Here is a 25,117-nt window from a genome sequence, read left to right as displayed (position 1 = left end):
GCTTTAGGGTCGAATTCATTCGACCTGGGACAAACCCCGTGTACCGGCCTAGGTAGTGCGAATGAATTCGCACCTACGCGTGCATGACGATTCAGGCGACGAGATCCGCTGTGGGTTGAATGAAAAGCGTAGCAAGCAGGAAAAAAACAGCCCATGCGTAACATCAGTTAACAACAGAGAGGATAAACATGACATTTGAACTGAATCCGCTACGGACGGGAGACAAGCGCCCGGCCGGCGTACTGAATATCACCCATCGCGGCGCGCGCGCATTTGCGCCCGAGAATACACTGGCCGCGTTCGAGAAGGCGAAGCGCTTCGGTTGCCAGATGTTCGAGCTGGATGTCCATCTGTCGAAAGATGGCGAATTGATCGTGCATCACGACGAACAGCTCACACGCTGCACCGATGCCGGCGTGAGATTTCCGGGCCGCGGCAGTTATGCGGTTTCCGATTTTACCTATGATGAATTACGGCAACTGGATGCCGGCAGCTGGTACGTTGAACAGTTGTCATTGCCGGCCTCCCGGCGGCAGTGGTTTTTGCAGGGCTTGACTGAAGAAGAGATCGAGCAATTTGTCAGCGCGCAGGATCTTATCTTTTATGCATCCGGCGAGATCAGGCTGCCTACATTACGGGAGGCTCTGGAACTGGCGTTGCGTGAAGATCTGATGGTCAATATCGAGCTTAAGGCTTTGCCGCGCATGTATCCGGGCATGGCCGAAGCGGCCGCGGGACTCGTTAAGTCACTGGACATGGAAAACCGCGTTTTGATCTCGTCGTTTGATCACGAACAGCTGGTCAGCGTGCGCCGGCTTTCGGAAAATATAGCGACGGGTGTTTTAACCGGCGACAGGCTGGCAAAACCGGGCGCCTATCTGGCGCTGTTCGATGCTGATGCCTATCACCCTAATACTGATTCAATGGGATTTTATTCGTTGGCACGAAAGCTCGATCCATGCGGGATTATCGATGTGCTGGCATCTGGCCGCGCCGTCAATGTCTGGACCTGCAATGACAAGAACGAAATGCGGCAGCTGATCGCGGCTGGCGTTACCGGCGTGATTTCGGATTTTCCTAACCGGGTTCGTGATGTATTGCAGGAATAATGTGGGGGCGACTTCAGTCGCCTTAGTCGCCTTTTTATGCCTGAATGGGCGAGACTGCTAACAGTAGGCGACTGAAGTCGCCCCCACAGCCGGTTTTATCGCCAGCAGTCAGGCAAAGCGATCAGGCAGCCAGCCTCTATTCACGCATTCCCGAAAACTCCAGCCCGGCATGGTTTCGGTCTTGTAGCTCCAGAAGAACCAGCCCAGGTATTTCTCGAAAGTCGCCAGCTGGGCTGCGGCATAGCCGCGATAAGCAACGGACAGCTGGAACTCGTCCATCTCCGTCAAATTATGATCGAAAGGCCCGTCCGCCCAGAGCGAGACCATTTTTAAATCCAGCCCCAGACTCCATTCGCCCACATAAGTCGGCAGGCCGAGATGGCTGATGATGTCGTCGGCTTCATTTTTCCAGTCAATGGCGGCCTTTTTTATATGTCCGTAAATGTCCGTGTTGACATCGGCAGGGACAAAACACTGGTAACGGTGAATATCGAATACGACATTGCTGAACTCGGGCTCCTGAAGAAAGCCCGCATATTCCGCATAGGAGCGAAAGCCGTCATGGAAGACCACGGCGACATCGCGGGCCTGGCAGTACTGGCGTATCCGTCGGTAGCCATCGGTTGTGTATCGCTTTAACAGCGCCGTATCGATGTCCCAGCGCGGCTCGTTCAATACCTCGATGGCGTGCAGGGCAGGACGGCTATGGTAGCGCTCGGCCAGGCGCTCCAGTACCTGCAGCGAATAATCGATATACTCCGGCTTGGTATGCCATTCGCAGACGTTCTGGATGCCGCCGTTATCAAAACCGTTCTGGCAGCCGGGCGCGGCATGCAGATCGAGCACGATCAACAGTCCGTACTCTTCCGCCCAGTCGAAAGCGCGGTCGAGAATTTCCAGGCCGCCCTGAACATACGGGTACGAAACCGAGCCATAGGCGCGGTGGTAAGGATAATCGGGGCCGATGATCCAATGGCCGACGGGAATCCGGACCGCATTGATGCCGATCCGGGCCAGCCAAACGAAATCCTCGCGCGTGATAAACGTATCCCAATGCCTTTTCAGCACTGACTCGGTGCGCGGGCCGAGTTCCACGCAGAAGGAAGTCTCGTCCACGGCTTGCAGGCCTTCGAAGAGACTCGGCGTCATCCATTTTTCCAGCAGCAGCCAGCCGCCGAGATTGACGCCGCGCAGCTTCTTGCCGCATTTATTGTCAAATACCGTTTTCATTTATCGTCCTGCCGTGATTACAGCACAATCCGGCGCTGATGAAACATCTCAGCCTTGGGTTCATTGCTGATCGTCAGCATGGCGGCATCGGGCAGCATCTGACAGATCAATCGCATCATTTCGGCTTCTCCCTCGGGGTCCAGCGAATCGAACGCCGTTTCCGACAAAATCCATTTGGGTTTCTGCAGCAGCACGCGGACCACGCCCAAACGCTGCTGCTGTTCGCGCGGCAGCACTTTTTCCCAATCATCGATCTGGTCAAGCTGCTCAATTAATTCTGCCAGACCTACAAGCTCAAGCGTTTCTGTGAGCACGGCAGGGCTGAAGTCGTCACAGGAAGACGGATAACAGATGGCTTCGCGCAACGTGCCGGTCGGCAGATAAGGCCGCGGCGGCATGAAAAACATATATTCATCATCGGGCAGTTCTATGCGGCCTTCGCCCCATGGCCACAGGCCCGCTATGGCCTTGAGCAATTTGGAACCGGTAAAGATATTACCGGTAATAAGAACCCGTTCTCCGGCCTTGATCTCGTCAGTAATATGCGATGCACAGACAATGCCGTCGAGCCGGCTGATGCACAGATTGTCGAAACGCAGGGTCGGCTTATCCGTTTTTACCAGTACAATGCGGTGCGGATCAGGACGCACGATCTCGTCTTCCAGATCGTCCAATGCCTGGATCAGGCTCAATACACGCTCAACCGAAGCCCGCCATTGGGCGACCAAGGCCATGTTATCGACCGGCCAGGATAGGGCGGAGGCCACGTGCTGGAATGACTGGGCCGACTGCATCAGCGCGCCCAATGTGATAGTTCCCCAAATGTAGCGCGGCGCCGACACCAGCACAGGGACGGCTGTAGACAACACTGAATAGCCGGAAGTAAAAAGCAGAATATGCGCCCAGGCATGGGTTTGCTGGTGATAAGCGTCAATAATATCCTGGAAAAGTTTCTGAAAATGTTTTTTCTCGTGAGTTTCGCCATGAATCAGAGCAATTGCCAGGGAGCTTTCGCGCGCTTTCACGAGACTAAAACGGTAATTGGCTTCCATGGTTTGCCGGATATTGGTCGTTTGGCTTAAAGGCTGACCGATCAGCCAGCCCAAAGCCGATGCGCCGGCTGCATAAATCAGCGCTACCCAGACCAGATGCCCATAGATAGGCATTTCAATAAAGCCCAGATCAAGCGTGACAACGCCTGAAAGTGTCCAGAGAATTTCAATAAAACTGATCAGGATCAGCAGGCTGTAAAACAGCGAGTGAAACAGGGCAATGCCGTCTTCAGTGGCGATACGTATATCTTCCGCGATGCGGCTGTCCGGGTTATCGTGCCCGGCGGTCTGTAAGTGGGTGATTTGATAATGACGGCCTTTGTTCATCCAGCGATTGGTCACATGATCGGTCAGCCAGGCTCGCCAGCCGATCTGCAGGCGGCGCTTGACCGTTAAATGCAGGCCTGTGGCCGCCATGCTGGCGGCAAAAATCAATATGAGCAGCCCGATCTGTCTGAAAAATCCTGACATCGAGCGCTGCTCCAGCGCATCGAATAACGCGGCGCTCCACTCCGTGATGATGACGGCAATAAACATCTGCACGATGGTCAGCGCAATCAGGGCCAAGGTCAGCTTGCGAATGGTTGCCTTGTCTTCTGAATGCCAGTAAGCGCCGGCCAGACGCATGAATTGGATAAAAAAATCGCTGGATCCCATGGGTGATTCTCCGCGTTGGGGTGAAAATATTACATAAAGCTCAGGCTTGATTTTGTAAGTTTTATGCCTGAATCATGCGAATTCGATGAGTCTTGACGAAATCGACGCAACGCGAAATTCTATTCAGCCTGTGTTTCAGCAACCGCAGAGGATGCTTCGTGTGTGGATGCCTGTTTGGCTTTTTCCTTTTCCTGTTGGGAAATATAAGTTCCTCCGAGGATAAACGCCATGATCGATACATACACCACTGAAGCGATATAGCGGGCCTTTTTGGACTGTTCGTAACTATTCATCAGTATCTAAAAAAATTATTAATTTGAAGGAATTCCCCATTAAATCAATCCTCATAGAGATGGTCAAGCCAATAAACAAGGTCAGGCGTTTGACGGCTTCGTGCTTGATTTGCATTTTGGGATTCGGTTAGGGCGCCGGTCTGGCGTGAGTTTTGTAGGGGGGGTTATGGATAAAGACAAGATTACGGTTTATTACGATGGCGCTTGTCCTAAATGCATTCGCGACAGGCAACATTATGAAAAACTCGCAGGCAAGAGGGGAGAGCAGGTCTGCTGGTTTGACATCACAGGACAGGAGAATCGGCTTCGCGAGCTGGGCATCGATCCCGGCAAGGCTTTGACGGAGCTGCATGTCAGCGATGAGCAGGGCAGAATCGCGTCGGAACTGGACGCCTATATTCTGCTGATGAAGCGAGTGCCGGTACTGAAACCCATAGCCTGGCTGATTGGGTTGCCGTTGATCCGGCCGTTGCTGGCCAGGATTTATCATCGCCAAGTGAGCCGGCGGTTGAGGAAAAGAGGAGGGCTATGAGAGGGGAGTAATTTTGCTTTGCCTCAAGCAGGATGGGGTTTGCAACCCCGTCTTAATGTTTTTGCAATGTCTGAGCTTGGAATCTCCACTTAACCCATGCTGAATTTTTTGGGCGAGGCAACATGCCCCGTCCAGCAAGGGCTTACTGCTGCCAAAAGCTCCGGTGCTCGGTGCTGCAAACGGGAAAAGGTGCCAGTAATAAGATTAGTCAGTAAAGCTTGCCAAACAAATCCACATGCGTCAGATAAAGTCTCATATCAAGCTCATATTGATGATAGGCCGGCTCCATATACTCGCATAACTTGTAAAAGGCCTTGTTATGCTCTTTTTCCTTTAAATGCGCCAGTTCGTGCACGACAATCATGCGCAGAAATTCAATCGGCACCTGCTTGAAGACCGATCCTATGCGGATTTCGTTTTTCGCTTTCAGTTTGCCGCCCTGTACGCGGGAGATATAGGTATGAAGTCCAAGGGCATGGTGCAGGACGTTGATTTTATCGTCATAAATGATTTTGCTGAGCGGCTGGGACTGGCGGAGCCTTTCATTCTTCAGATCGACGACATAGCCGTAAAGCGCTTTGTCCGTTCTGATGTCGTGAGCCACAGGATATTTTTTCAACAGCAGTTCACCCAGCTTGCCGGTATGAATCAGATGCAGTGCCTGGTCAGTGATTTTTTCGGAATAGCCGGCCAGATATTTTAATTCTTGCATGGTTTACCTTGATTACGAGATATTGCCGATCTGCATGACGGCCTGCTTACGTTATGATAGCGGCGATAGCGATGTCAATAAGTCCCGTCAGGGAGCAGTTTGGGTAGTCAGAAGAAAATGAGGATGCGATGGCGAGAAAACGAGTGAAGATGATAGGTTGGGATTTTTTCTTGGCGATGCTGTTCTGGATGTCGATTCTGGGGGGCGTGACGCCAGCCGATGCGCAGGACGCTGCATTGTTGCCGGCCGCTGGTCAAGATGCGGCTCGCCAGGCGCCTGCCGATATTGAAGCTTTCGTGCGCGAGGGCTGCCCGCACTGCGAGAAAGCTGAAGAATTCCTGAAAGCATTGGCGCTTGAGCAGCCGTGGCTGCGCATCGTTGTGCGCGATATCCAGCGCGATCCTGAAGCCCTTGAACGTTTGAAGCAGATAGCCGAAGCAACAGGCGCCAACGTGAGCGTGCCGACTTTTTATGTGCACGGCCAGACTATCGTCGGTTACACCGACCCGTCTACTACGGGAAAGCTGATCCGCAATGCACTGGCTCAAACCCCGCCGGAGCAGAAAATATCGCCAGAGGCGGCAGAGAGCTGCGAAGCGGAAGCAGCACTGTCCTGCGGACCGGAAAGTGTTTCGCCACCGCCTGAGCCGGAGTTTACGTTTCTGGGACAACGCATTACCTTGAAGCAGTTTGGTTTGCCGCTTTTCACCCTTACGATGGGGCTAATGGACGGATTCAATCCCTGCTCCATGTGGGTTTTGATCCTGATGATTTCGTTGCTGGCGCCCATGCAGGACCGCATGCGCATGTTTGCGGTCGCCGGCGCCTTCATTGCTGTAGAAGGCATTGCCTATTTCGTTTTCATGGCCGCCTGGCTCAACCTTTTTCTGATCATAGGCCTTTCGCGCCTGTCGCAGATCATCATCGCCGGCATCGCCATACTGGCCGGCGCGATTAACCTGAAGGATTTCTGGGCTTACGGCTGGGGCGTTTCGCTGTCAATCCCCGAGTCTGCCAAGCCCGGCATTTACGCCAGAATCCGCGCTATCCTGCAAGCCGAAAGTCTGCGCGGCGCCATGATCGGCGCCGTGGTGCTGGCCATCCTGGTACAGATCGTCGAATTTCTGTGCACTTCAGGTTTTCCGGCGCTTTATACCCGCATACTGACGATGCAGCAATTGGACGGAGCAAGCTATTACGGCTATCTGCTGCTTTACAATCTTGCTTATATGCTTGATGACGCTATCGTGCTGGGTATCGGTATCATCACGCTCAGCCAGCGGCGATTGCAGGAAAAGGAAGGACGCTGGCTGAAACTGATCAGTGGATTGGTCATGGTGGGATTGGGTTTGTATCTGCTGATTTCATTGCCTTGAGGCTCTTGGATTCGGCCTGGCAGGAGCCTTCGCGCAGCGAGAGGGCTTCTTTACAGAAGTAGTTCTCTCTGCGCTGGACCGCCATAATCTCCGGCAACTTCGCGATTTGTTGTGGCTAGTAGTTGCTGAACGGACGCTCTAGACGGAATCTTACTACTGGCAACGCGCGCTGGCTGGGGCGTGGATTCCGGCTGTCAGCCTGTTGTAGGCGGCTTGTACGTCCAGCGCCATGCCGCCGCTGACGTGAGCCACTGGGAAAGAAGTGCCGGATACACAGTTATAAAAGAGCGGCATGACGTCGGTTGTTATGATTTAGGCTCCGGCAACGCTCGGGAAAATCCCGCCGTCACAAACGCCGGGGCCGACTGCTGCTAGTGGCGGCCGCCAGCAAGTTAAGTTGCCTCCAGCTATGCCGGAGGCGGAAGAAAACTGCTAGTGTCGAGGAAAGTCCCGAAGGGTATGGGTTAAGGCAGTCAAGCTATGAGAAAAGCGGAATCGTTTCAGTCTCCTGAAGGAAATGTCAACGGTAAGCGCTTCAGGAGCATTCGTATCTGCCGTGCAGGTGCACATTGATTCGCACTGCATAGGCCGGTACACTGGCGTTTGTCCCGCCTCGAATGTCCTGAACGGCAGCACAAGCGCATTCGGCTCTACAACGGCGTAACATCAGTTATTGAACTTTCGGAGCCATTAAGTGACGTACCAGTGATTGTCTGCGAGAGGTAAAAGAGAAAACAATTATGATCAAATATTATTCTGCCATGATTTTATCTTTATCGTCATGAATAATGGCATTTAGTGGGCCGCCGTTTCATGCAAATAAAGCAATGCCGCAATTTCGTGATGCATCAGATATTACCGGCATCAATATAAAAAATTAAGGAGCTGTGAGAAGTGCAAGCGCTGATACAATTTTTATTGGGTGCGGGAGAGTTTATGCCGCATGGTTTCTGTTTTCTCTGGAAGCCTCAGTTATTGTGGCTGTTTGTGGTTTCCGACCTGATTATTTCGCTGGCGTATTTTTCCATTCCTCTTGCCTTGGGTTATTTTGTCCATAAGCGTCGGGATATCGAATACAAATGGGTTTTCGTGCTATTCAGCCTCTTTATTTTGGCCTGTGGAACGACTCACTTAATATCCCTTATCACTATCTGGAAGCCAATCTATGGATTGGAAGCAGGAACCAAGGCTGTTACTGCGCTCCTCTCCCTGGCGACTGCGGTCGTGTTATGGCCTCTCATCCCAAAAGCTGTCCTGATTCCGAGCCGAAATCAGTTAATTAAAGCGAACCGGGAGCTGGAAGAAGAAATCCTTATCCATAAAAAAACTAAAAAAGCATTAAAGCAATTAAATGAAGACCTGGACCGTCAAGTTGAGCTAAGAACCAAAGAACTGCTAAGCGCCAACCAGGCGCTCAAAGGCAGCGAACAACGTTTCAAGCGGGTAGTGAACATTATCCCAGCGGCGATTTTTACTATCGAGCGAACCGATAACCCTAAAATCCCCTGTAAAATTTCTTTTATCAGCGATTCGATTACTACCATTTCAGGATTTGAGCCATTCAGATGGTGTACGGATGAAGCTTTATGGATGGATCATACTTGTTCTGACGGGAAAAATGCGCTGCTTGCCTTCATCAATGCGCTTGAGCTTGATAAACTTCATATAACCGCCGAATCGGTGCACTGCCTGCCGCCTTGGCATAACCAATGGCGGCTATGGCATCCGACCAAGGGAGAAATCTGGCTGGAAGGCTGCTCGATTCCGGAGGTCGAGGCCGATGGCAGTATTTTATGGTATGGCTTTATTCATGACATTACCGAACGCAAGCGCCCCGAGGAAGCACTGCGCGAGGCCGATCGCCGCAAGGACGAGTTTCTGGCGATGCTTGCGCACGAGTTGCGCAATCCGCTCGCGCCTATCCGTAATTCTGTGCAATTGTTGAAAGGACAGAATACGGCCGCCAATCCCATGCTGGAATGGTGCCGTAATGTCATCGACCGTCAAGCCAGCCATATGGCCCGCCTGCTGGATGATCTGCTCGATGTGGCGCGCGCCATGCAGGGCAAGATCTCGCTGAAGACCGAGCATTTCAATCTGGCCGAGATCGTGGATAGCGCCATAGAAACCAGCAGTCCCTTGATTAAAGCCCGTGGGCAGAAACTGGTCATTTTGCACTCGGCAACGCCGCAATGGCTTAAAGGCGATCGCTTCCGTCTGGCCCAGGTTCTCTCGAATCTGCTCAATAATGCCGCAAAATATACCGATGAAGGCGGCCGGATTACGCTGAGCGTGAGTCAGGAAGACTCCATGGCGCTGATCAAGGTCCGGGATACGGGCATTGGCATTGCCCCTGATATGCTGCCGCATATCTTCGATCTTTTCATTCAGGCCGATGGCTCGTTGTCCCACTCTCAGGGCGGTTTAGGGATAGGACTTACACTGGTGCGCAGACTGGTCGAAATGCACGGTGGGAGTGTCAGCGCATCAAGCGCGGGCATCGGGCAGGGCAGTGAATTTACGGTTCGTTTGCCGTTGCTATCGAACGAATATAATGAAGTTGTTGAATCTGCGCCGTCAGGAGGTGCTATGCCGTTATGTTCCAAGTTGCGTATTCTTGTGGTGGATGATTATCCTGATGCATTGGATAGTCTGTCGATGCTGCTCCAGGCGGAAGGGCATGAAGTCGACACGGCCAATAGCGGCGCGAAAGCGATTGAGCGTGCGCAAGCCTTCCGGCCGCAGGCGATATTGCTGGATATCGGTCTCCCCGATATGGACGGTTATGAAGTGGCGCAACGGTTGCGCGAATTACCGGAAACGCAGTTGGCCGTCCTGATTGCCTTGACCGGTTATGGGCAGCCCGAAGACCGCTCGCGCTCAAAGCGCGCCGGGTTCGATCATCATCTGCTGAAGCCGGTAGACCCTGATATCCTGTCCTCCTTGTTGGCATCTTTGACCAACGAAGCCGGCCAGTAAACGGGCTTTCCTATGCCAGCAAGTTAACGAGCATGTTTTCATAGATTCGGGCCAGGATCTCCAGATCTTCCAGGCCGACATTTTCATTGACCTTATGGATGCTTTCATTGAGCGGCCCGAGTTCGATTACCTGCGCGCCGGTCGGCGCGATAAATCGGCCATCGGACGTGCCGCCGCCCGTGTCATCGAGCGTTTCAAAACCGGTAACGGCTTTGATGGCGGCATGGGCCGCATCGATCAGCGCGCCTTTTTCGGTCAGAAACGGATTGCCCGATAAGCGCCATTGCAGCTCATACCGGAAGCCGTGTTTGTCCAGTATGGCTTGCGTACGCCGTTTGATGGTCTCCTCGTCCAGCTCCGTGCAGAAACGCAGGTTGAACTGGATTTCCACACTGCCGGGGATGATGTTTTCAGCACCGGTGCCGCCATTGATATTGGATACCTGCAGGCTGGTCGGCGGGAAGAATCTGTTGCCGCGATCCCAGACTTCTTCGGTCAATTCTTTCAACGCAGGCGCAAAAGTGTGAATGGGATTTTCAGCCAGTTCGGGATAGGCAACATGGCCTTGTATGCCAAGAACAGTCAGTCTGGCGCATAAAGAGCCGCGGCGGCCGACACGGATGACATCGCCGATCTTCTTGTCGCTGGACGGTTCGCCGACCAGGCACCAGTCGATTTTCTCGTTGCGTTTTTCCAGGACTTCGACGACTTTGACGACGCCATTGGTGGCGATACCTTCTTCGTCGCTGGTCAGCAGGATGGCGATAGAGCCTTTATGTTCAGGATGTTGGGCGATAAAGCGCTCAACGGCGGTGATAAAACAGGCGATGCCGCCTTTCATGTCGGCGGCGCCGCGGCCGTAGAGCTTGCCGTCGCGGATGGTCGGTTCAAACGGTGGCGAAACCCAGGCTGCCAATGGCCCTGGCGGCACGACATCTGTATGTCCCAGGAAGACGAATAACGGTTTCGCGTCGCCGCGTCTGAGCCAGATGTTTTGCGTATCCTCAAAATCCAGCCGTTCTTCTTTGAAGCCCAGCTTGTTCAGGCGCGCGGCCAGCAGGTCCTGGCAGCCGGCATCCTTGGGTGTTACCGAGTCGCGTTTGATGAGGTCTTTAAGCAGTTCTAGTGTATCGCTCATGTTGATTTTGAGTTATTAAGGTTTAGCGTCGGAGAGAGCTGAATAAGCGTCGGTTTTCGTCTAGTCTGTTCCCGGCAGGCTTGCGGCATACCCGCCATCCTTGGCGTCCGCCGCACCTGTTCCCGACAGGTTTGCGGCATACCCACCATCCTTGGCGTCCGCCGCACCTGTTCCCGACAGGTTTGCGGCATACCCACCATCCCTGGCGGTAAAACCTACGAGGATCTGAGCGCCGGTATCCAGAACCGGGCGTTTGATCAACGTGGGCATTTCCAGCATCAGTTTCAGGGCTTTGTCCTGAGTCAGATCGGCTTGCTGTTCGGCGCTGAGCTGGCGCCAGCTGGTGCTGCTGCGGTTCAGCAGTTTGTTCCAGTCGACATGGGCGGCAAAATGCGCGAGCTGCTCGGAAGTGAGCCCATCGGTCCTGAAATCATGGAACCGGTAGGTTATGTTGTTTTCGTCCAGCCATTTGCGGGCTTTTTTGACGGTATCGCAGTTTTTTATGCCGTAGAGTACGTACATGGCGGGATTACAGTTGGCTAGTCAGTAATTCGTCGATGCTGGGCAGTTCTTTGTCGGCCTTGCAGCGGGATTTATACAGGTCGACAAATTCCATAAACGCCTGCTCAAGGTCGGACAGTATGTCTTCTTCGTTTGCACGCTCATCAGCGGGGACATCGGGGGATGCCAGGTATTCTTTCTGCAGCGCTATTTCGCTGTTGAGTGCAAGCGTGGCATAAATGATGGCATTATTGGATAAATTTTTGCTCATGGCTGTATGTCCTGCGATCGGAAAAGCATAGTCTGATAAAAAAATAGGGGCGATACAAGTATCGCCCCTAGGTTTATTTTTATTGTTTAGTTCGTTGTTATTGGTATTTAGTCGCGTAACAACTCATTGATGCCTGTCTTGCTGCGGGTTTTTTCATCGACCTGTTTGATGATTACTGCACAGTATAAGCTGTATTTGCCGTCTGCGGAAGGCAGGTTGCCTGACACGACAACTGAACCGGCCGGGATGCGGCCATAGGTGATTTCGCCGGTCATGCGGTTGAAGATTTTCGTGCTCTGGCCGATATACACGCCCATGGAAATCACGCAGCCGTCTTCAACGATAACGCCTTCGACGATTTCGGAACGCGCGCCGATAAAGCAGTTGTCGCCGATAATGGTCGGGTTGGCTTGCAAAGGCTCCAGCACGCCGCCGATGCCGACGCCGCCGGACAGATGCACGTTCTTGCCGATTTGCGCGCAAGAACCGACCGTCACCCAGGTATCGACCATGGTGCCGCTGTCGACATAAGCGCCGATGTTGACGTAAGACGGCATCAAGATGGCGCCCGGCGCGATGTAAGAGCCATGGCGGGCTACGGCGTTCGGCACGACGCGGATGCCGGCTTTGGCGAAATCATCAGGCATATAAGAGGCGAATTTGCTTTCCACTTTATCGTAGTAACGGGTATTGCCGCCTTCCATGATGCGGTTTTCGTTAATGCGGAAAGACAGCAATACCGCCTTTTTCAACCATTGGTTGACAACCCAGTCGCCGTTGACTTTTTCCGCCACTCTAAGCGTGCCGCTGTCGAGCAGGTTGATGGTTTCTTCAACAGCATCGCGAATTTCGGCAGATACAGTGGCTGGCGTGATTTCCGCACGGTGTTCAAAGGCGTCATTAATGATCTTTTCAAGTTGTGACATGTTTTTCTTTACTTTAAGGAGTTAATAAAACTTTTAATGCGGCGTGCCGCGTCAAGGCATTCATCTAACGGTGCAACCAGAGCGATACGGACATGGTTCTGGCCGGGATTGAAGCCGTCGAATTCGCGCGACAGGAAGCTGCCGGGCAGTACAGTGACGTTTTCCTGGGCGAAAAGCCGTTGCGTGAATTCAGTGTCGGCAATCGGCACCTTCAGCCAGATATAAAAACCGGCCGGCGGTTTGCTGATCGGGCAAACATCGGCAAGGATATCGATGACAGCGGTAAATTTTTCGCGGTACAGCTGCCGGTTCTCTATTACGTGAGCTTCATCCTGCCAGGCTTCAATGCTGGCATGCTGCGTCGGCAGTGACATGGCGCTGCCATGGTAGGTCCGGTATTGAAAATACTGCTGCAGAATATCGGCATCGCCTGCAACGAAGCCGGATCTCAGGCCCGGCGCATTGGAGCGCTTGGATAAGCTGTGGAAAACCACGCAGCGCTTGAAGGTGGTATTGCCCATTGCATAAGCTGTTTCAAGCAGGCCCGGCGGCGGATTGTTCTCGTCGTCGTAGAGTTCGCTATAGCACTCGTCGGAGGCAATGACGAAATCGTATTTCTCCGCCAGCCTGAGCAGTTTTTCATAACCGGCCCGCTGCATGACCGAACCGGTCGGATTGCCGGGCGAGCAAACATAGATCAGCTGGCAGCGTTGCCATATTGCGTCAGGGACTGCGTCAAAATCCGGCAAATAGCCGGAGTCTTCCAGCGTATTCAGATAATAAGGCTCGGCGCCGGCCAGCAAGGCCGCCCCTTCATAAATCTGATAGAACGGATTCGGCATGATCACGACCGGCGCGGGACTGGTCGCATCAATCACGCACTGGGCAAACGAGAATAACGCCTCGCGCGTGCCGTTGACAGGCAATACCTGTGTTTCAGGATCGATCAATTCGGACGGAACGTTGAAACGCCGGCTCAGCCAGTCGGCTATAGCCATCCGCAATTCAGGTATGCCTTTAGTGGTCGGATACTTGGATAAGCCATGCAGGTGCGTCAGCAAGGTCTCCTGAATCAGATGCGGCGTAGCATGCGCGGGTTCGCCGATGGATAGCGCAATATGCTCCTTGTCATTGGGCGGGACTATGCCCCGTTTGAGTTGCGCCAGCTTCTCAAACGGGTACGGATGCAGATATTTTAAATAGGGCGTCATCGGTTAGCTGCAACGAGGTTGTTTGCCCATAGAGTGGGCTTGCTGGAACAATCCCATCGCTGCCGGCATATGTTGGTTCAAATCCTGCATACGAGTGCTGTGCGAGGGGTGGGTCGACATGAATTCGATAGGTTGCTGGCCACGCGCGGCCTGATCCATTCTTTGCCAGAGGTTGATGCTTTGCCTGGGGTCAAAGCCGGCTTTGGCCATTAAATCGACGCCGATAATATCGGCCTCGCTCTCTTGTGTGCGGCTGTAGGGCATGAGTACGCCGTATTGCGCGCCAACGCCCAGCAGGCCGAGCGCAGTCTGTCCTAAAGCAGTTTCTGGCATGGTGACGGCCTGGATGAGCGCCAGGCCCTGGCTGACCGCCATTTCTTGCGATACGCGTTCATTACTGTGCCTGGCCAGTACGTGCCCGATTTCATGGCCGATTACGGCCGCTAATTGATCCTGATTTTCGACTAATTGGATCATGCCGGTATGCACGCCGATTTTATTGCCCGGCAGGGCAAAAGCATTAGGCTCTGGATCTTCAAAAACTACGACTTCCCAATTGCCGCTGCCGACTTCGCGTGTGAGCGCTTGAGCAATGCAGTTGGCGGCCTGTATAAATCGGCCGTTATTGCTGATAGGTTTTTCTTGTTTCAAGGTGTCAAAAGCCTGCAGGCCCATTTGGTTGATCTGCGCATCAGGCATGAAGACCAATTGTTGCCTGCCGGTAGGGCTGACAGCGCAGGAAGCTAATATTGATGTAATTACCAGAACAGATAATTTTTTTTTCAACATAGATAAATGGCCAGTAGTTTGAAAATGCCGGCCATTTTAACTTAACTTTTTGTCCGAGGTTTAAAAATGTAAATCGGAATGTGGGTCAAGTCTGACGCCAGCTGAATTTGATCGGTTTTCGACGAATCATCAACTGCCAATTTGATTATTTTCAGGCTGGGCCTTATGTTTATCGGGAAAAGTGGATGAGTCTATGTATATTGAGACAGTGATGGTAAATCAGGGTAGAATGTCTGGTATTTACCCAGCGGTATAGGCAGTCGGACTCAAAAACACAGCGGTAGGCAGACTGCCGGGTAACAACGATTTAATTGTATAGAGACAACAAGAGGATAGCGCGTGAGTGAAGTAACTGAAGTACCGAGTCCTTTTTGCGGTATTGGAACCGACGACCTGACAATCAGAGTCGACGGTCTATCGTTGAAAGTGATTGAAAATGGCTGCTCGGTTAATACGCCTGCTTTCGAACAGGCCATTACCGATACCAGTCCCCGAGTCGATGGCAAAGCCGTCAGTTTCGATGCGGCCGTGGCAAAAGCGGCAGCCTTGTTAAAAGGCACCAATCAACCTGTTATCGGCGGGTGCGCTACCGATGTCAACGGTATGCGGGCTTTGCTGGCATTGGCCGACCGTAGCGGCGCTGTTGTCGATAACATGAATTTCAATGCGGCAAGGCGCAATTTCCTGGCGCTCCAGGATTCCGGCTGGATGAACACTACGCTGGCGGAAGTTAAAAACCGCTGCGATTTGCTTCTGGTTGTCGGTGCTGATCCTGAAAGCTTTGCCCCACGCTTTTTCGAGCGCTATCTCTGGAACGAAGAGGCCATGTTTCTGGAAGATACCGGCAATCGGGAAGTGATCTATTTAGGCAAGGCGCCTTCCGGCGATGCATCGACTTCGCCGAAAGGCAAGAAAGCCCAGGTTTTTGAATGCGGCATGGAAGATCTGCCCGAAGTCGTGGCGGTATTGAGAGCCCTGGTTAAAGGCCAGCCGATCCGGGCTGAATCTGTGGGCGGCATCGCTGTCGCTGATTTGCAGGGCATCGCCGATAAACTGAAAGCGGCGCATTACAGTGCCGTGACCTGGGCGGCAGGCGCTTTGGCTTATAGCCAGGCTGAACTGACCGTGCAGACCTTGTCGGAGATGATCAAGGACGTCAATAATATGAATACGCGTTGTTCGGGCCTGCCTTTGGGCGGCAAGGAAGGCGATCAGACGGCCAATCAGGTTTGCGGCTGGACTACAGGTTATCCGGCGCGCACGCGTTTTTCCAAGGGCTTCCCTGAATATGATCCTTATTTGAATGATATCGAATTGATGATCGCCAATGGCGAAGCCGATGCGCTGGTGTGGGTGCAGGCATTCAACGTCAGTGCCGTGCCGCCGGGCACGAATCTGCCGACGATAGTCATCGGCCGTTCCGGCATGACCTTCTCTAAGGAGCCGGACGTGTTTATCCCGGTCGGCACTCCAGGCATCGATCATACAGGCCATGCGTATCGTATGGATAACGTGGTTGCGATTCGCCTGAAAAAATGCCGCGATTCCGGCCTGCCCAGTACGTTTGACGTGCTGAGTGCCATTGAACAAGCTTTGTAGGTAAATATATGTTGATAAAGTTAACAGGTGGAACTGTCTATGATCCTGCCAGCGGTATCGATGGCAAGAAACAGGACATTTACATCAAAGACGGGCGCATCGTTAATCAACCGGGCCCGGATATTCAAGTTGATAAAGAATACGATCTGGCCGGCAAAGTGGTGATGTCCGGCGCGATCGATATGCACACGCATATCGGTGGCGGCAAAGGCAATATCGCCAGAACCATGCTGCCCGAAGATCATCGCCAGGACCCAGTGCACCGCACCGACGTGACCCGTTCTGGCTGCGGTCATGCCATGCCCAGCACGTTCGTGACCGGCTACCGTTATGCCGAGATGGGTTATACCGCGGCTTTCGAGCCCGCCGTATTGCCGATCAATGCGCGTCAGGCGCACATGGAGATGGCCGATATTCCCATTCTGGATAAAGGCGGTTACGCCATGCTGGGCAGTGATGATTATTTGCTGCGCATGCTGACAGCCAAGAAGGACCAGAAAGCGATCAATGATTATGTAGCCTGGACGCTGAACGCGGCCAAAGCCATCGGCATTAAGGTCGTCAATCCGGGCGGCATCAGCGCTTTCAAGTTTAACCAGCGCAAACTGGATCTGGACGAGAAAAACAGCCATTACGGCGTCAGTCCTCGTGAAATCCTGCAAGTACTCGCTACAGCGGTCAAGGAGTTGGGCGTTGCGCACCCGTTGCATGTGCACGGCTGCAACCTGGGCGTGCCGGGCAATATGAATACCACGCTCGATACAATTCAGGGTATCGGCGGTCTGCCGATGCATTTAACGCACATCCAGTTCCACAGTTATGGCACGGAAGGGGATTTCAAGTTCTCCTCGGGCGCCGCGCAGATTGCCGAGGCAGTCAACAGAAACAAGAACATCACGATCGATGTGGGACAGGTCCTGTTCGGACAGACTGTTACCGCATCAGGCGACAATATGCGTCAGCACGCCAACCATAAACATGCCAGCCCGAACAAATGGGTGTGCATGGATATCGAGTGCGATGCAGGCTGCGGCATCGTGCCGTTCAAATACAAGGATCAGAACTTCGTCAATGCGCTGCAATGGGCTATCGGTCTGGAAACCTTCCTGCTGGTCGACGATCCGTGGCGCATTTTTCTGACGACTGACCATCCTAACGGCGCGCCGTTTACCAGCTATCCGCATCTGATCCGCTTATTGATGGATAAGAGTTTCCGTAACGACATGCTGGCGACGATTCATCCGGAAGCGCAAAAAATGACTACGCTGGCGTCCATAGACCGCGAGTACAGCCTGCAGGAAATCGCTATCCTGACGCGCGCCGGTGCAGCCAGGCTGATCGGCCTGCACGACCGCGGCGGTCTGAGTGCCGGCAACTGGGCCGATATCACCGTTTATACCGATAATGCCGACCGCGAAAAAATGTTCGCCAAGCCGGATTATGTCTTTAAAGACGGCGAACTGGTCGTTAAAGACGGAACCGTAGTCCACACCAAGTGGGGCACCACCCATATCGTTAGACCGGATTGGGACCCATTGGTAGAGAAAGATTTGCAGAAATATTTTGATCGATTCCTTACTATGAAAGTCGGTAACTTTAAAATCAGCGATGACGAGTTCATGGATATTGGCTGCGGCAGCCTGACTGCGCATCCGCTTAAAGGAGAGGTGGCATGATTATCAATGGCGTAAAGATAGATGCAACCTTCGCCGAAGCTTTCCCGATGAAAGCCACACGCGCAATCATTACCGCTCAGAATGAAAAATGGGCCATGATTTCCGCTCAGGCCATGACCGGCTTTGCCACTTCAGTGATTGCCTGCGGCTGTGAAGCCGGCATCGAGCGGGTATTGGATCCTTCCGAAACTCCGGACGGCCGTCCGGGCGTTTCGGTCATGATCTTCGCCATGGGCGGCAAGGGGCTGGCCAAGCAACTGGAGACCCGTGCCGGGCAGTGCGTATTGACGTCGCCGACGTCGGCTCTGTTTGCCGGCATCGACAGCGACAAAAAAATCCCGTTGGGCAAGAACCTGCGCTATTTCGGCGACGGCTTTCAAGTAGCCAAGCTGATAGACGGCAAACGCTACTGGCGTATTCCGGTCATGGACGGCGAGTTTCTGGCCGAAGCCACGACCGGCCAGGTTGATGCGGTAGGCGGCGGCAACTTCCTGGTGCTGGCCAAATCGCAGCCGCAGGCATTGGCCGCCTGCGAAGCGGCGATTGAAGCGATGCGCAGAATCCCTAACGTCATCATGCCGTTCCCGGGCGGCGTCGTGCGTTCCGGATCTAAAGTCGGATCGAAATACAAAGCGTTGGGCGCATCCACCAATGACGCTTTTTGCCCGACCTTGAAAGGCATGACCCGGACCGATTTGTCGCCTGAGGTTGAATCGGTCATGGAAATCGTTATCGACGGTTTGACTAAAGAGGATATCGATAAAGCCATGCGTGTCGGCATACAGGCGGTCTGCGATTTAGGCGCCGAGAACGGCATCACGCGCATCAGTGCGGGCAATTACGGTGGCAAACTCGGGCCGTTCCACTTTCACTTACAGGAGATTATGGCGTGAGCGCTTTAACATTTTCACTGAAACACCGGCCGGATCAGCGTGTGGATATGTCGCCGCTGGTCTGCAATCTGCTGAAGGACATGGAGCCGAGTGAAATTGCCGCTATTGAGCTTCAAAGCGGCAAACGCAAAATCCGTGTTGATGAATTGTTCAAAATTTCCGGTTCCGATACGCAACAGATCGTCATTCAGAACAGTTTCGGCAAGCTCGATTTTATCGGCAAGGAACTTGATGGCGGCAGTATTTTAGTCGAGGGCGATGCCGGCGCTTATCTGGGCCTGGGCATGAAGTTCGGCGAGATCGGCGTAACGGGCAATGCCGGCATTTTTGCGGCTTGCGAAATGAAAAAAGGCTTCATCGTCATTGGCGGCAATGCCGGCGACTTTCTCGGCGCTGCCTTGCCCGGCAACAAGATGGGCATGAAAGGCGGTACGGTTCTGGTCAAAGGCAATGTCGGCGAGCGCGCGGGCGATCACATGCGCCGCGGCAATATCCTCATTGAAGGCAATGCCGGCGATTATTGCGGATCCAGAATGACGGCCGGCACCATCGCCGTCATGGGCAAAACCGGCCGGTATCTGGGCTACGCCATGCGCCGCGGTACTCTGCTGTTATGGAATCAACCGGCGTTATCGGCGAGTTTTAATGATTGCGGCGCCCATACACTGGCTTTTCTGCCTATACTGTTTGCATCATTTAAAAAACTCAATTCCAAATTTGCCGATGCTTCTGTGGCATTTAACCGCGTGCAGCGCTATGCCGGCGACATGTCGGAAATTGGCAGAGGCGAAGTGTTAGTTAAAATAAGCTAATTTAGTCGAAATTCTATTTTAATAATGCAGAAAGCCCCGTTTCGGGGCTTTCTGTTAATGCTAACTCTAAACAGACGGCGAAATTATACTCAAGACCCTTAAGCGTTATGCTGATAAATCATATTTATGGCGTATTGGCCATGCCACCGCAACGTTGGCAACCTTCATGATTTCCATCAGGGTGAGGTTGGCGTTTTGTGTTTCATTGCTAGGGTCTTTTTCCAGCATATTCGCCGAACCTGTTCATATACAATTGGCCTGGCACCATCAGTTTCAATTCGCCGGTTATTACGCGGCATTGGAAAAGGGTTTTTACCGGAAAGCCGGTCTTGATGTGATAATTGATGCTGTCTCACCGGAGAAAAAACCATTGACCCAGGTGCTTCAAGGCCATGCTCAGTATGGCGTTGCCAATAGTGAGCTATTATTAGAGCGCTTGCGCGGTGCCCGGTTGGTTGCTTTGGCGGCGATATTTCAGCATTCTCCGTCTGTATTGCTGGCCCGCAAAGAGGCCGGTATTTTCTCTCCGCATGATTTGGCCGGCAAGGCTATTATGGTGTCGGACCAAGCTATTTTGGCTATGATGCATAATGAAGGCATCAAAAGGGCTGATATTCATGTCATTCCAAACAGCTACGATATTCAAGATCTCATTGATGGAAAGATTGCCGCCTTTAATTCTTATCTGAGTAATGAGCCTTATTATCTGAGCCAGCAAGGCATCGATTATACGGTGCTTAATCCGCTTAACTATGGTGTGGATTTTTATAGTGATATTCTCTTTACTACTGAGGATGAAATAAAAAAGCATTCTGACCGGGTGAAAGCATTGCGCGATGCCAGTCTCGAAGGTTGGCGATATGCCATGGATCATCCTCGGGAGATCATTGACCTGTTAGTGGATAAATACAAGGTCGGTAAATCCAGAGCGCAGCTGGAATTTGAAGCAAACGCAATAAGGCCATTAATTGCTCCGGATTTGGTTGAGCTGGGGCATATGAATCCCTGGCGCTGGCGGCGTATGGCCAGCACTTTCGTGCAGACCAATATGGTCGAAAATGATCATGCCTTGGAAGGATTTCTTTATGATCCTGATTTTAAGGTGGACAAGGAGCGGTTGTGGCTGTATTCGGAGATTTTTTTAGCGCTGGCGATAGTGGCGGTCTTTGTTATCGTTGTTTTGTTTGTTTCATATAGAACTGCAAGAAGAGAGATTCGTTTGCGTTTGGCAGCTGAGCAGGAGATCAAAAAAATCGCCTACCGGGATACTCTGACAGGTCTTGATAATCGCCATCATCTGTTTCTGCTGGCGGATCAGTTTTTAAAAATGGCTCAAAGGGAGCGTTATAAGGTTGCCGTCTGCTTTATTGATCTGAATCAGTTCAAAAATATAAACGATACATTGGGGCATAAAGCGGGTGATAATGTGTTAATTCATGTGGGACACACGTTGCAAAACTTTATACGTCAATCGGATGTGGCGGCCCGTTTCGGCGGCGATGAATTTGTACTGCTTCTTAATCATGTCAAAAACAAAGAAGACATCACAGAGATGCTGCTGGAAATGCAGCAGGCTATCTGTCAGCCGGTAAATTACCAAAATAAGCAACTTTATGTGTCGGCAAGCATGGGTGTGGCTTTTTACCCTGATGACGGCACTGATATCGATGCGTTAATCGATATGGCGGATTCAAAAATGTACCATGTGAAATTTGAAGACAAGGAGTCTTTGGACTCTGAAGTTAAGAACGCCGTATATTGAGTGACTATTTGGCAAAGGGGAGGGCGACGGTTCCTGGAGAATTGTTCTACAAGCAAAGTTTTGCCTTTAAAGAATCCAATTATTTCGCTTATGCCTTCTGCAAAAACTTAAATGAAAATTACAGGTCGACGTGAAATAATACAGCTTAAAGTTGCTTGAGCAGAGTTATGGCGTCAACATTAACAACAATCAACCATAGTCGGGATGTGGCCGGCTTAAAATATGTTTATCCGGTACTTTCCAGGCGGGCAGGCGGCTTGTCTATCGGAATTAACTTCAATACCAATAATGCCTGTAATTGGCGCTGTATCTATTGCCAAGTCCCTGATTTGCAAGCTGGCGCGGCGCCTGAAATGGATTTTCAGCTACTGGAAGACGAGCTAAGGTTTTTTCTGGATGATGTGCTCAACGGAGATTTCTATGAGCGGTTTTTGATACCGGACGGCAATCGTGTCATCAAGGATATCGCTATTTCCGGCAACGGCGAACCGACCAGTTTAAAAGAATTTGCCAGCGCAGTGGCTTTGATCGGTGAAATAGCGACGGAAATCGGCGTTTTGCCCCAGAGCAGTTTCGTACTGATTACCAATGGCAGTCTGGTGCATCAGCCTAGAGTTCAGGCTGGGTTGAAGAAGTTAAAGGAATATGGCGGGGAAGTCTGGTTTAAGTTCGATAGCGCTACTGAAGCAGGCAGGCGGCTGATCAATAATGCAAAGCAGAGCTATCAAGCTAGCCTGGAAAATTTAATGCTTTCTGCAAGATTGTGCCCTACAAGGCTGCAGACCTGTTTGCTGGATTATGATAAACGGGGTTTGTCAGAAGAGGAAAAGCAGGCTTATCTGGATATGCTGAAGACAATTAATAAGAAGCATGTAAGCCTGAAAGGTATTATGTTGTATACAATAGCCAGGCCTTCCATGCAGCCGGAAGCGGCACTGTTGGAGAAATTATCAGTCGAGTCATTAAATGCCTTGGCTGATGAGATCAGGCAGCTGGGTTTCGACGTATCAGTCAGCGTTTGATTCAGGCTAGGATATTCGGCATAACCTCGAGCATAGGCTAGCCTATCGTGAACGTTTAGCCCTGATGGTGTCTTTAGTTTCATAATTCCCAAAACTCGCTATTGATTCGGGCATGCCGATAAGGTTGAATTTCGGGCGGCTGGCCCTATTGTCTTTATACAGATGACATAGCGGGTTTCCTGTTTCGTATGGTTAAAGGCATCATAATGTTTTGGCGCAAGTGGCGTGATTTTTCGCCGAAGGGAGGGAAACCGTATATTCACTATTGATGTGTAAATATTTAAATTTATAACTTGTTGCCATAGTGGAATTAGGGCTATAATGCCGCGTTCTTTCAACGTGCGAATGTGGCGGAACTGGTAGACGCGCTGGATTTAGGTTCCAGTAGGTTTCCTGTGAGAGTTCGAGTCTCTCCATTCGCACCACTAAATTCAAAATATTTACATACAAAATTAACGAGGCCAATCGTTAATTTTTCAAATCCTTGAGCCGATTCCGGTATCCTATATAAAAATTCTATCCATAATATTGTTGAGGTAAAGAAATGCAAGTTTCTGTCGAAAAGACATCAGAATTAAGCAGAAAAATGACTGTTAGCGTGCCTGAAGAAGTTGTCCAGGAAAAAATGGCGGCGCGTTTGAAGTCGTTGGCGCGCGAAGTTAAAGTCGATGGCTTTCGTCCGGGTAAAGTGCCTCAGCATGTAGTTAAAAAGATGTTTGGCGATAGGGTTCGCGGCGAAGTTGCCGGCGACCTGATTCAATCTACTTATTTTGAGGCATTGCAGGATCAAAATTTAAGACCTGCCGGCCATCCGCATATTCATCCGTTAGACGAGGCGGAAGGATTTAAATATACTGCCGAATTTGAAGTCTATCCTGAAATATCGCTGGAAGGCGTGAATCAAATCGAGGTAAAACGCCCTGTCGCTACCGTCGCTGAAGCCGATGTCGATGACATGATTGAAAAACTGAGAGCGCAGAGAAAAACCTGGAACAAGGTAGAACGCGCATCGCAGGAACATGACCGTATAACAATCAGTTTTTCAGGCACTGCCGACGGTGAGAATTTTACTAACGGCAAGGTAGAAAACTATCCGGTTGAAATTGGCGGAAAACAGATGATTCCAGGTTTTGAAGACAACCTGATCGGTCTTGAAGCGGGCGCTAACAAAACATTTGAAGTATCTTTTCCAGAGCAATACGGCAATGAAAAATTGGCCGGCAAGGCAGCTCAGTTTGAAGTTGAAGTGAGCGCTGTTGAAGAACCGGTATTGCCTGAAATTGATGAGGCTTTCGTGAAGGCCTACGGTATCGAAGATGGCTCTGCAGAGTCTTTTCGTGAAGACGTCAGAAACAATATGGAAAGAGAGCTTGAACAGGCATTGCGCGGCAAGCTGAAAAATGCCGTCATGGATGCTTTGTATGAGACGATTCAGATTACTGTTCCGAACACGCTGGTCGATCAGGAAGTCGAAAGTATGATGAAGCCTTATATAGAGACCGCTAAACGGCAGAAAATGAAGCTGGACGATCTGAAGTTGCCAAGAGACGCGTTTGAAGAACAGGCCAGGCGTCGCGTGGCTTTGGGATTGATCTTGGGCGAAATCATCCAGAAAAACGATATCAAAATTGATGCGGATAAGGTAAGGTCTGCTATTGAAAATATGGCAAGAAGTTACGAACGCCCTGAAGATGTGGTTAAATGGTATTATGCGGATGAAAGCCGACTGGATGATGTCAGACAAATGGTGCTGGAAGACCAGACCGTTGAATGGCTGGTTGCCCAGGCAAAAGTATCTGACGAGCCGATGAAATTTGACGATGTAATGAATCAACAGCAAAGGTAAGGTATCGAATGTATAAAATGAATCAAGCAATGGCTCCCCAGGCTGCGGGTGGATTAGTTCCTATAGTTGTTGAACAGACTGCTAGAGGTGAGCGCTCCTTTGATATTTACTCAAGACTATTAAAAGAGCGCGTTATATTTCTGGTTGGTCAAGTGGAAGATTACATGGCCAATCTGGTTGTTGCCCAGTTGCTTTTTCTGGAATCAGAAAATCCTGACAAGGATATTCATTTATACATCAATTCGCCCGGCGGCTCAGTAACCGCCGGGATGTCAATTTATGACACAATGCAGTTTATCAAGCCCGATGTCAGCACTATGTGCATCGGACAGGCCGCCAGTATGGGGGCTTTGCTTCTGGCCGGCGGCGCTAAAGGCAAACGGTATTGCCTGCCTCACTCGCGAATGATGATTCACCAGCCGCTAGGCGGTTTTCAGGGGCAGGCCTCTGATATTGATATCCATGCCAGAGAGATCCTGGCAATCAGAGAAAAGCTGAACAATATCTTGTCCGCCCACACGGGGCAGCCGATAGAAAAGATCCGTCTGGATACGGATAGGGATAACTTTTTGAGCGCTAGTGATGCGGTCAGCTATGGGCTCATTGATAAAGTGTTAACAAATCGCGCAATCGGTTCTGATAAATAAGGGTTGGTATTTTTTTTGTATTTAGATATATTCTTTGCTTCATCAAAAGCAAAAAAAGCATCAGTTTCTGGATGTTTGCAGGAG

Annotated in this window: 23 protein-coding genes and 1 tRNA gene; 13 read left to right on the top strand and 11 right to left on the bottom strand. The window is 51.4% G+C overall.

Features of this window, described 5'->3' with window-relative positions:
• The first annotated feature begins 188 nt into the window (after positions 1–188).
• Entirely contained in the window at positions 189–1,109 is a 921-nt protein-coding gene (locus V2P20_RS10645) for a glycerophosphodiester phosphodiesterase family protein (RefSeq protein ID WP_331818166.1), read from the top strand.
• A gap of 108 nt (positions 1,110–1,217) precedes the next feature.
• On the opposite strand, the gene V2P20_RS10640 is transcribed toward V2P20_RS10645, so the two are convergent.
• From V2P20_RS10640 to V2P20_RS10630, 3 genes are all read right to left on the bottom strand, one after another.
• Positions 1,218–2,339, bottom strand: coding sequence for a glycoside hydrolase family 5 protein (locus V2P20_RS10640; protein ID WP_331818165.1), 1,122 nt, complete (start codon positions 2,337–2,339; stop codon positions 1,218–1,220).
• Between the two features lie 17 nt (positions 2,340–2,356).
• The gene (locus V2P20_RS10635; RefSeq protein WP_331818164.1) at positions 2,357–4,048 is read right to left on the bottom strand and encodes an ABC transporter ATP-binding protein/permease; all 1,692 of its coding nucleotides are present in this window, start codon (positions 4,046–4,048) and stop codon (positions 2,357–2,359) included.
• Between the two features lie 119 nt (positions 4,049–4,167).
• Positions 4,168–4,341 (bottom strand): hypothetical protein, encoded by a 174-nt coding sequence (locus V2P20_RS10630; protein ID WP_331818163.1) that lies wholly within the window; start codon positions 4,339–4,341, stop codon positions 4,168–4,170.
• Positions 4,342–4,507: 166 nt separating this feature from the next.
• Between V2P20_RS10630 and V2P20_RS10625 the strand changes: the two genes are divergently transcribed.
• Positions 4,508–4,873, top strand: a complete 366-nt coding sequence (locus tag V2P20_RS10625; RefSeq protein ID WP_331818162.1) for a DUF393 domain-containing protein — start codon at positions 4,508–4,510, stop codon at positions 4,871–4,873.
• Between the two features lie 208 nt (positions 4,874–5,081).
• Here V2P20_RS10625 and V2P20_RS10620 read toward each other — a convergent pair whose 3' ends face one another.
• Positions 5,082–5,585, bottom strand: a complete 504-nt coding sequence (locus V2P20_RS10620) for a YgjP-like metallopeptidase domain-containing protein (protein ID WP_331818161.1) — start codon at positions 5,583–5,585, stop codon at positions 5,082–5,084.
• Between the two features lie 128 nt (positions 5,586–5,713).
• Here V2P20_RS10620 and V2P20_RS10615 point away from each other — a divergent pair, with 128 nt between their 5' ends.
• The gene (locus tag V2P20_RS10615) at positions 5,714–6,961 is read left to right on the top strand and encodes a glutaredoxin family protein (RefSeq protein WP_331818160.1); all 1,248 of its coding nucleotides are present in this window, start codon (positions 5,714–5,716) and stop codon (positions 6,959–6,961) included.
• Between the two features lie 894 nt (positions 6,962–7,855).
• Positions 7,856–9,940: an ATP-binding protein gene (locus V2P20_RS10610; protein ID WP_331818159.1), complete on the top strand. Its 2,085-nt coding sequence runs from the start codon at positions 7,856–7,858 to the stop codon at positions 9,938–9,940.
• Positions 9,941–9,950: 10 nt separating this feature from the next.
• Here V2P20_RS10610 and dapE read toward each other — a convergent pair whose 3' ends face one another.
• From dapE to V2P20_RS10580, 6 genes are all read right to left on the bottom strand, one after another.
• On the bottom strand, positions 9,951–11,078 hold the full coding sequence (gene dapE, locus V2P20_RS10605) for a succinyl-diaminopimelate desuccinylase (RefSeq protein ID WP_331818158.1): 1,128 nt from the start codon (positions 11,076–11,078) through the stop codon (positions 9,951–9,953).
• Between the two features lie 60 nt (positions 11,079–11,138).
• The gene (locus tag V2P20_RS10600; protein WP_331818157.1) at positions 11,139–11,600 is read right to left on the bottom strand and encodes an ArsC family reductase; all 462 of its coding nucleotides are present in this window, start codon (positions 11,598–11,600) and stop codon (positions 11,139–11,141) included.
• A 7-nt stretch (positions 11,601–11,607) separates the two neighbouring features.
• A complete protein-coding gene (locus V2P20_RS10595; protein WP_194971415.1) occupies positions 11,608–11,850 on the bottom strand; it encodes a hypothetical protein in 243 nt (80 codons plus the stop codon).
• Between the two features lie 107 nt (positions 11,851–11,957).
• Positions 11,958–12,776, bottom strand: a complete 819-nt coding sequence (gene dapD / locus V2P20_RS10590) for a 2,3,4,5-tetrahydropyridine-2,6-dicarboxylate N-succinyltransferase (protein ID WP_331818156.1) — start codon at positions 12,774–12,776, stop codon at positions 11,958–11,960.
• An 8-nt stretch (positions 12,777–12,784) separates the two neighbouring features.
• On the bottom strand, positions 12,785–13,987 hold the full coding sequence (dapC, locus tag V2P20_RS10585; RefSeq protein ID WP_331818155.1) for a succinyldiaminopimelate transaminase: 1,203 nt from the start codon (positions 13,985–13,987) through the stop codon (positions 12,785–12,787).
• Between the two features lie 3 nt (positions 13,988–13,990).
• Complete coding sequence (locus V2P20_RS10580) at positions 13,991–14,776, bottom strand: M48 family metallopeptidase (RefSeq protein WP_331818154.1); 786 nt, start codon at positions 14,774–14,776, stop codon at positions 13,991–13,993.
• A 339-nt stretch (positions 14,777–15,115) separates the two neighbouring features.
• Here V2P20_RS10580 and V2P20_RS10575 point away from each other — a divergent pair, with 339 nt between their 5' ends.
• From V2P20_RS10575 to V2P20_RS10560, 4 genes are read left to right on the top strand one after another with little or no spacing between them, the layout of a single operon-like run.
• Positions 15,116–16,375, top strand: coding sequence for a formylmethanofuran dehydrogenase subunit B (locus V2P20_RS10575; RefSeq protein WP_331818153.1), 1,260 nt, complete (start codon positions 15,116–15,118; stop codon positions 16,373–16,375).
• A gap of 8 nt (positions 16,376–16,383) precedes the next feature.
• On the top strand, positions 16,384–18,051 hold the full coding sequence (locus V2P20_RS10570; RefSeq protein ID WP_331818152.1) for a formylmethanofuran dehydrogenase subunit A: 1,668 nt from the start codon (positions 16,384–16,386) through the stop codon (positions 18,049–18,051).
• A complete protein-coding gene (fhcD, locus tag V2P20_RS10565; RefSeq protein WP_331818151.1) occupies positions 18,048–18,944 on the top strand; it encodes a formylmethanofuran--tetrahydromethanopterin N-formyltransferase in 897 nt (298 codons plus the stop codon). The genes V2P20_RS10570 and fhcD overlap by 4 nt, the downstream gene beginning before the upstream one ends.
• Positions 18,941–19,756, top strand: coding sequence for a formylmethanofuran dehydrogenase subunit C (locus V2P20_RS10560; RefSeq protein WP_331818150.1), 816 nt, complete (start codon positions 18,941–18,943; stop codon positions 19,754–19,756). The genes fhcD and V2P20_RS10560 overlap by 4 nt, the downstream gene beginning before the upstream one ends.
• 105 nt (positions 19,757–19,861) lie before the next feature.
• On the opposite strand, the gene V2P20_RS10555 is transcribed toward V2P20_RS10560, so the two are convergent.
• Positions 19,862–19,984 carry a hypothetical protein gene (locus V2P20_RS10555; RefSeq protein WP_331818149.1) on the bottom strand — a complete coding sequence of 41 codons (123 nt, stop codon included), beginning with the start codon at positions 19,982–19,984 and terminating at the stop codon, positions 19,862–19,864.
• Positions 19,985–20,009: 25 nt separating this feature from the next.
• On the opposite strand from V2P20_RS10555, the gene V2P20_RS10550 reads away from it, so the two are divergent.
• From V2P20_RS10550 to clpP, 5 genes are all read left to right on the top strand, one after another.
• On the top strand, positions 20,010–21,518 hold the full coding sequence (locus V2P20_RS10550; protein ID WP_331818148.1) for an ABC transporter substrate-binding protein: 1,509 nt from the start codon (positions 20,010–20,012) through the stop codon (positions 21,516–21,518).
• Between the two features lie 167 nt (positions 21,519–21,685).
• Complete coding sequence (locus V2P20_RS10545) at positions 21,686–22,540, top strand: radical SAM protein (protein ID WP_331818147.1); 855 nt, start codon at positions 21,686–21,688, stop codon at positions 22,538–22,540.
• Between the two features lie 341 nt (positions 22,541–22,881).
• Positions 22,882–22,965: transfer RNA gene (locus tag V2P20_RS10540), tRNA-Leu, on the top strand.
• 119 nt (positions 22,966–23,084) lie between these two features.
• A complete protein-coding gene (gene tig, locus V2P20_RS10535; RefSeq protein WP_331818146.1) occupies positions 23,085–24,386 on the top strand; it encodes a trigger factor in 1,302 nt (433 codons plus the stop codon).
• Between the two features lie 8 nt (positions 24,387–24,394).
• Complete coding sequence (clpP, locus tag V2P20_RS10530; RefSeq protein ID WP_331818145.1) at positions 24,395–25,033, top strand: ATP-dependent Clp endopeptidase proteolytic subunit ClpP; 639 nt, start codon at positions 24,395–24,397, stop codon at positions 25,031–25,033.
• Positions 25,034–25,117: the final 84 nt, after the last annotated feature.

The sequence above is a fragment of the Methylobacter sp. Wu1 genome, from assembly GCF_036553575.1.
GTDB lineage: Bacteria > Pseudomonadota > Gammaproteobacteria > Methylococcales > Methylomonadaceae > Methylobacter.
The sequence above is the reverse complement of the archived record's forward strand: the minus strand, read 5'-3'. Positions and strand labels throughout refer to the sequence as shown.

Coding starts and splice junctions, on each gene's coding strand:
- V2P20_RS10645 (WP_331818166.1), top strand. CDS start 189: ATGACATTTGAACTGAATCCGCTACGGACGGGAGACAAGCGCCCGGCC.
- V2P20_RS10640 (WP_331818165.1), bottom strand. CDS start 2,339: ATGAAAACGGTATTTGACAATAAATGCGGCAAGAAGCTGCGCGGCGTC.
- V2P20_RS10635 (WP_331818164.1), bottom strand. CDS start 4,048: ATGGGATCCAGCGATTTTTTTATCCAATTCATGCGTCTGGCCGGCGCT.
- V2P20_RS10630 (WP_331818163.1), bottom strand. CDS start 4,341: ATGAATAGTTACGAACAGTCCAAAAAGGCCCGCTATATCGCTTCAGTG.
- V2P20_RS10625 (WP_331818162.1), top strand. CDS start 4,508: ATGGATAAAGACAAGATTACGGTTTATTACGATGGCGCTTGTCCTAAA.
- V2P20_RS10620 (WP_331818161.1), bottom strand. CDS start 5,585: ATGCAAGAATTAAAATATCTGGCCGGCTATTCCGAAAAAATCACTGAC.
- V2P20_RS10615 (WP_331818160.1), top strand. CDS start 5,714: ATGGCGAGAAAACGAGTGAAGATGATAGGTTGGGATTTTTTCTTGGCG.
- dapE (WP_331818158.1), bottom strand. CDS start 11,078: ATGAGCGATACACTAGAACTGCTTAAAGACCTCATCAAACGCGACTCG.
- V2P20_RS10600 (WP_331818157.1), bottom strand. CDS start 11,600: ATGTACGTACTCTACGGCATAAAAAACTGCGATACCGTCAAAAAAGCC.
- V2P20_RS10595 (WP_194971415.1), bottom strand. CDS start 11,850: ATGAGCAAAAATTTATCCAATAATGCCATCATTTATGCCACGCTTGCA.
- dapD (WP_331818156.1), bottom strand. CDS start 12,776: ATGTCACAACTTGAAAAGATCATTAATGACGCCTTTGAACACCGTGCG.
- dapC (WP_331818155.1), bottom strand. CDS start 13,987: ATGACGCCCTATTTAAAATATCTGCATCCGTACCCGTTTGAGAAGCTG.
- V2P20_RS10580 (WP_331818154.1), bottom strand. CDS start 14,776: ATGTTGAAAAAAAAATTATCTGTTCTGGTAATTACATCAATATTAGCT.
- V2P20_RS10570 (WP_331818152.1), top strand. CDS start 16,384: ATGTTGATAAAGTTAACAGGTGGAACTGTCTATGATCCTGCCAGCGGT.
- fhcD (WP_331818151.1), top strand. CDS start 18,048: ATGATTATCAATGGCGTAAAGATAGATGCAACCTTCGCCGAAGCTTTC.
- V2P20_RS10555 (WP_331818149.1), bottom strand. CDS start 19,984: ATGCTGGAAAAAGACCCTAGCAATGAAACACAAAACGCCAACCTCACC.
- V2P20_RS10545 (WP_331818147.1), top strand. CDS start 21,686: ATGGCGTCAACATTAACAACAATCAACCATAGTCGGGATGTGGCCGGC.
- tig (WP_331818146.1), top strand. CDS start 23,085: ATGCAAGTTTCTGTCGAAAAGACATCAGAATTAAGCAGAAAAATGACT.
- clpP (WP_331818145.1), top strand. CDS start 24,395: ATGTATAAAATGAATCAAGCAATGGCTCCCCAGGCTGCGGGTGGATTA.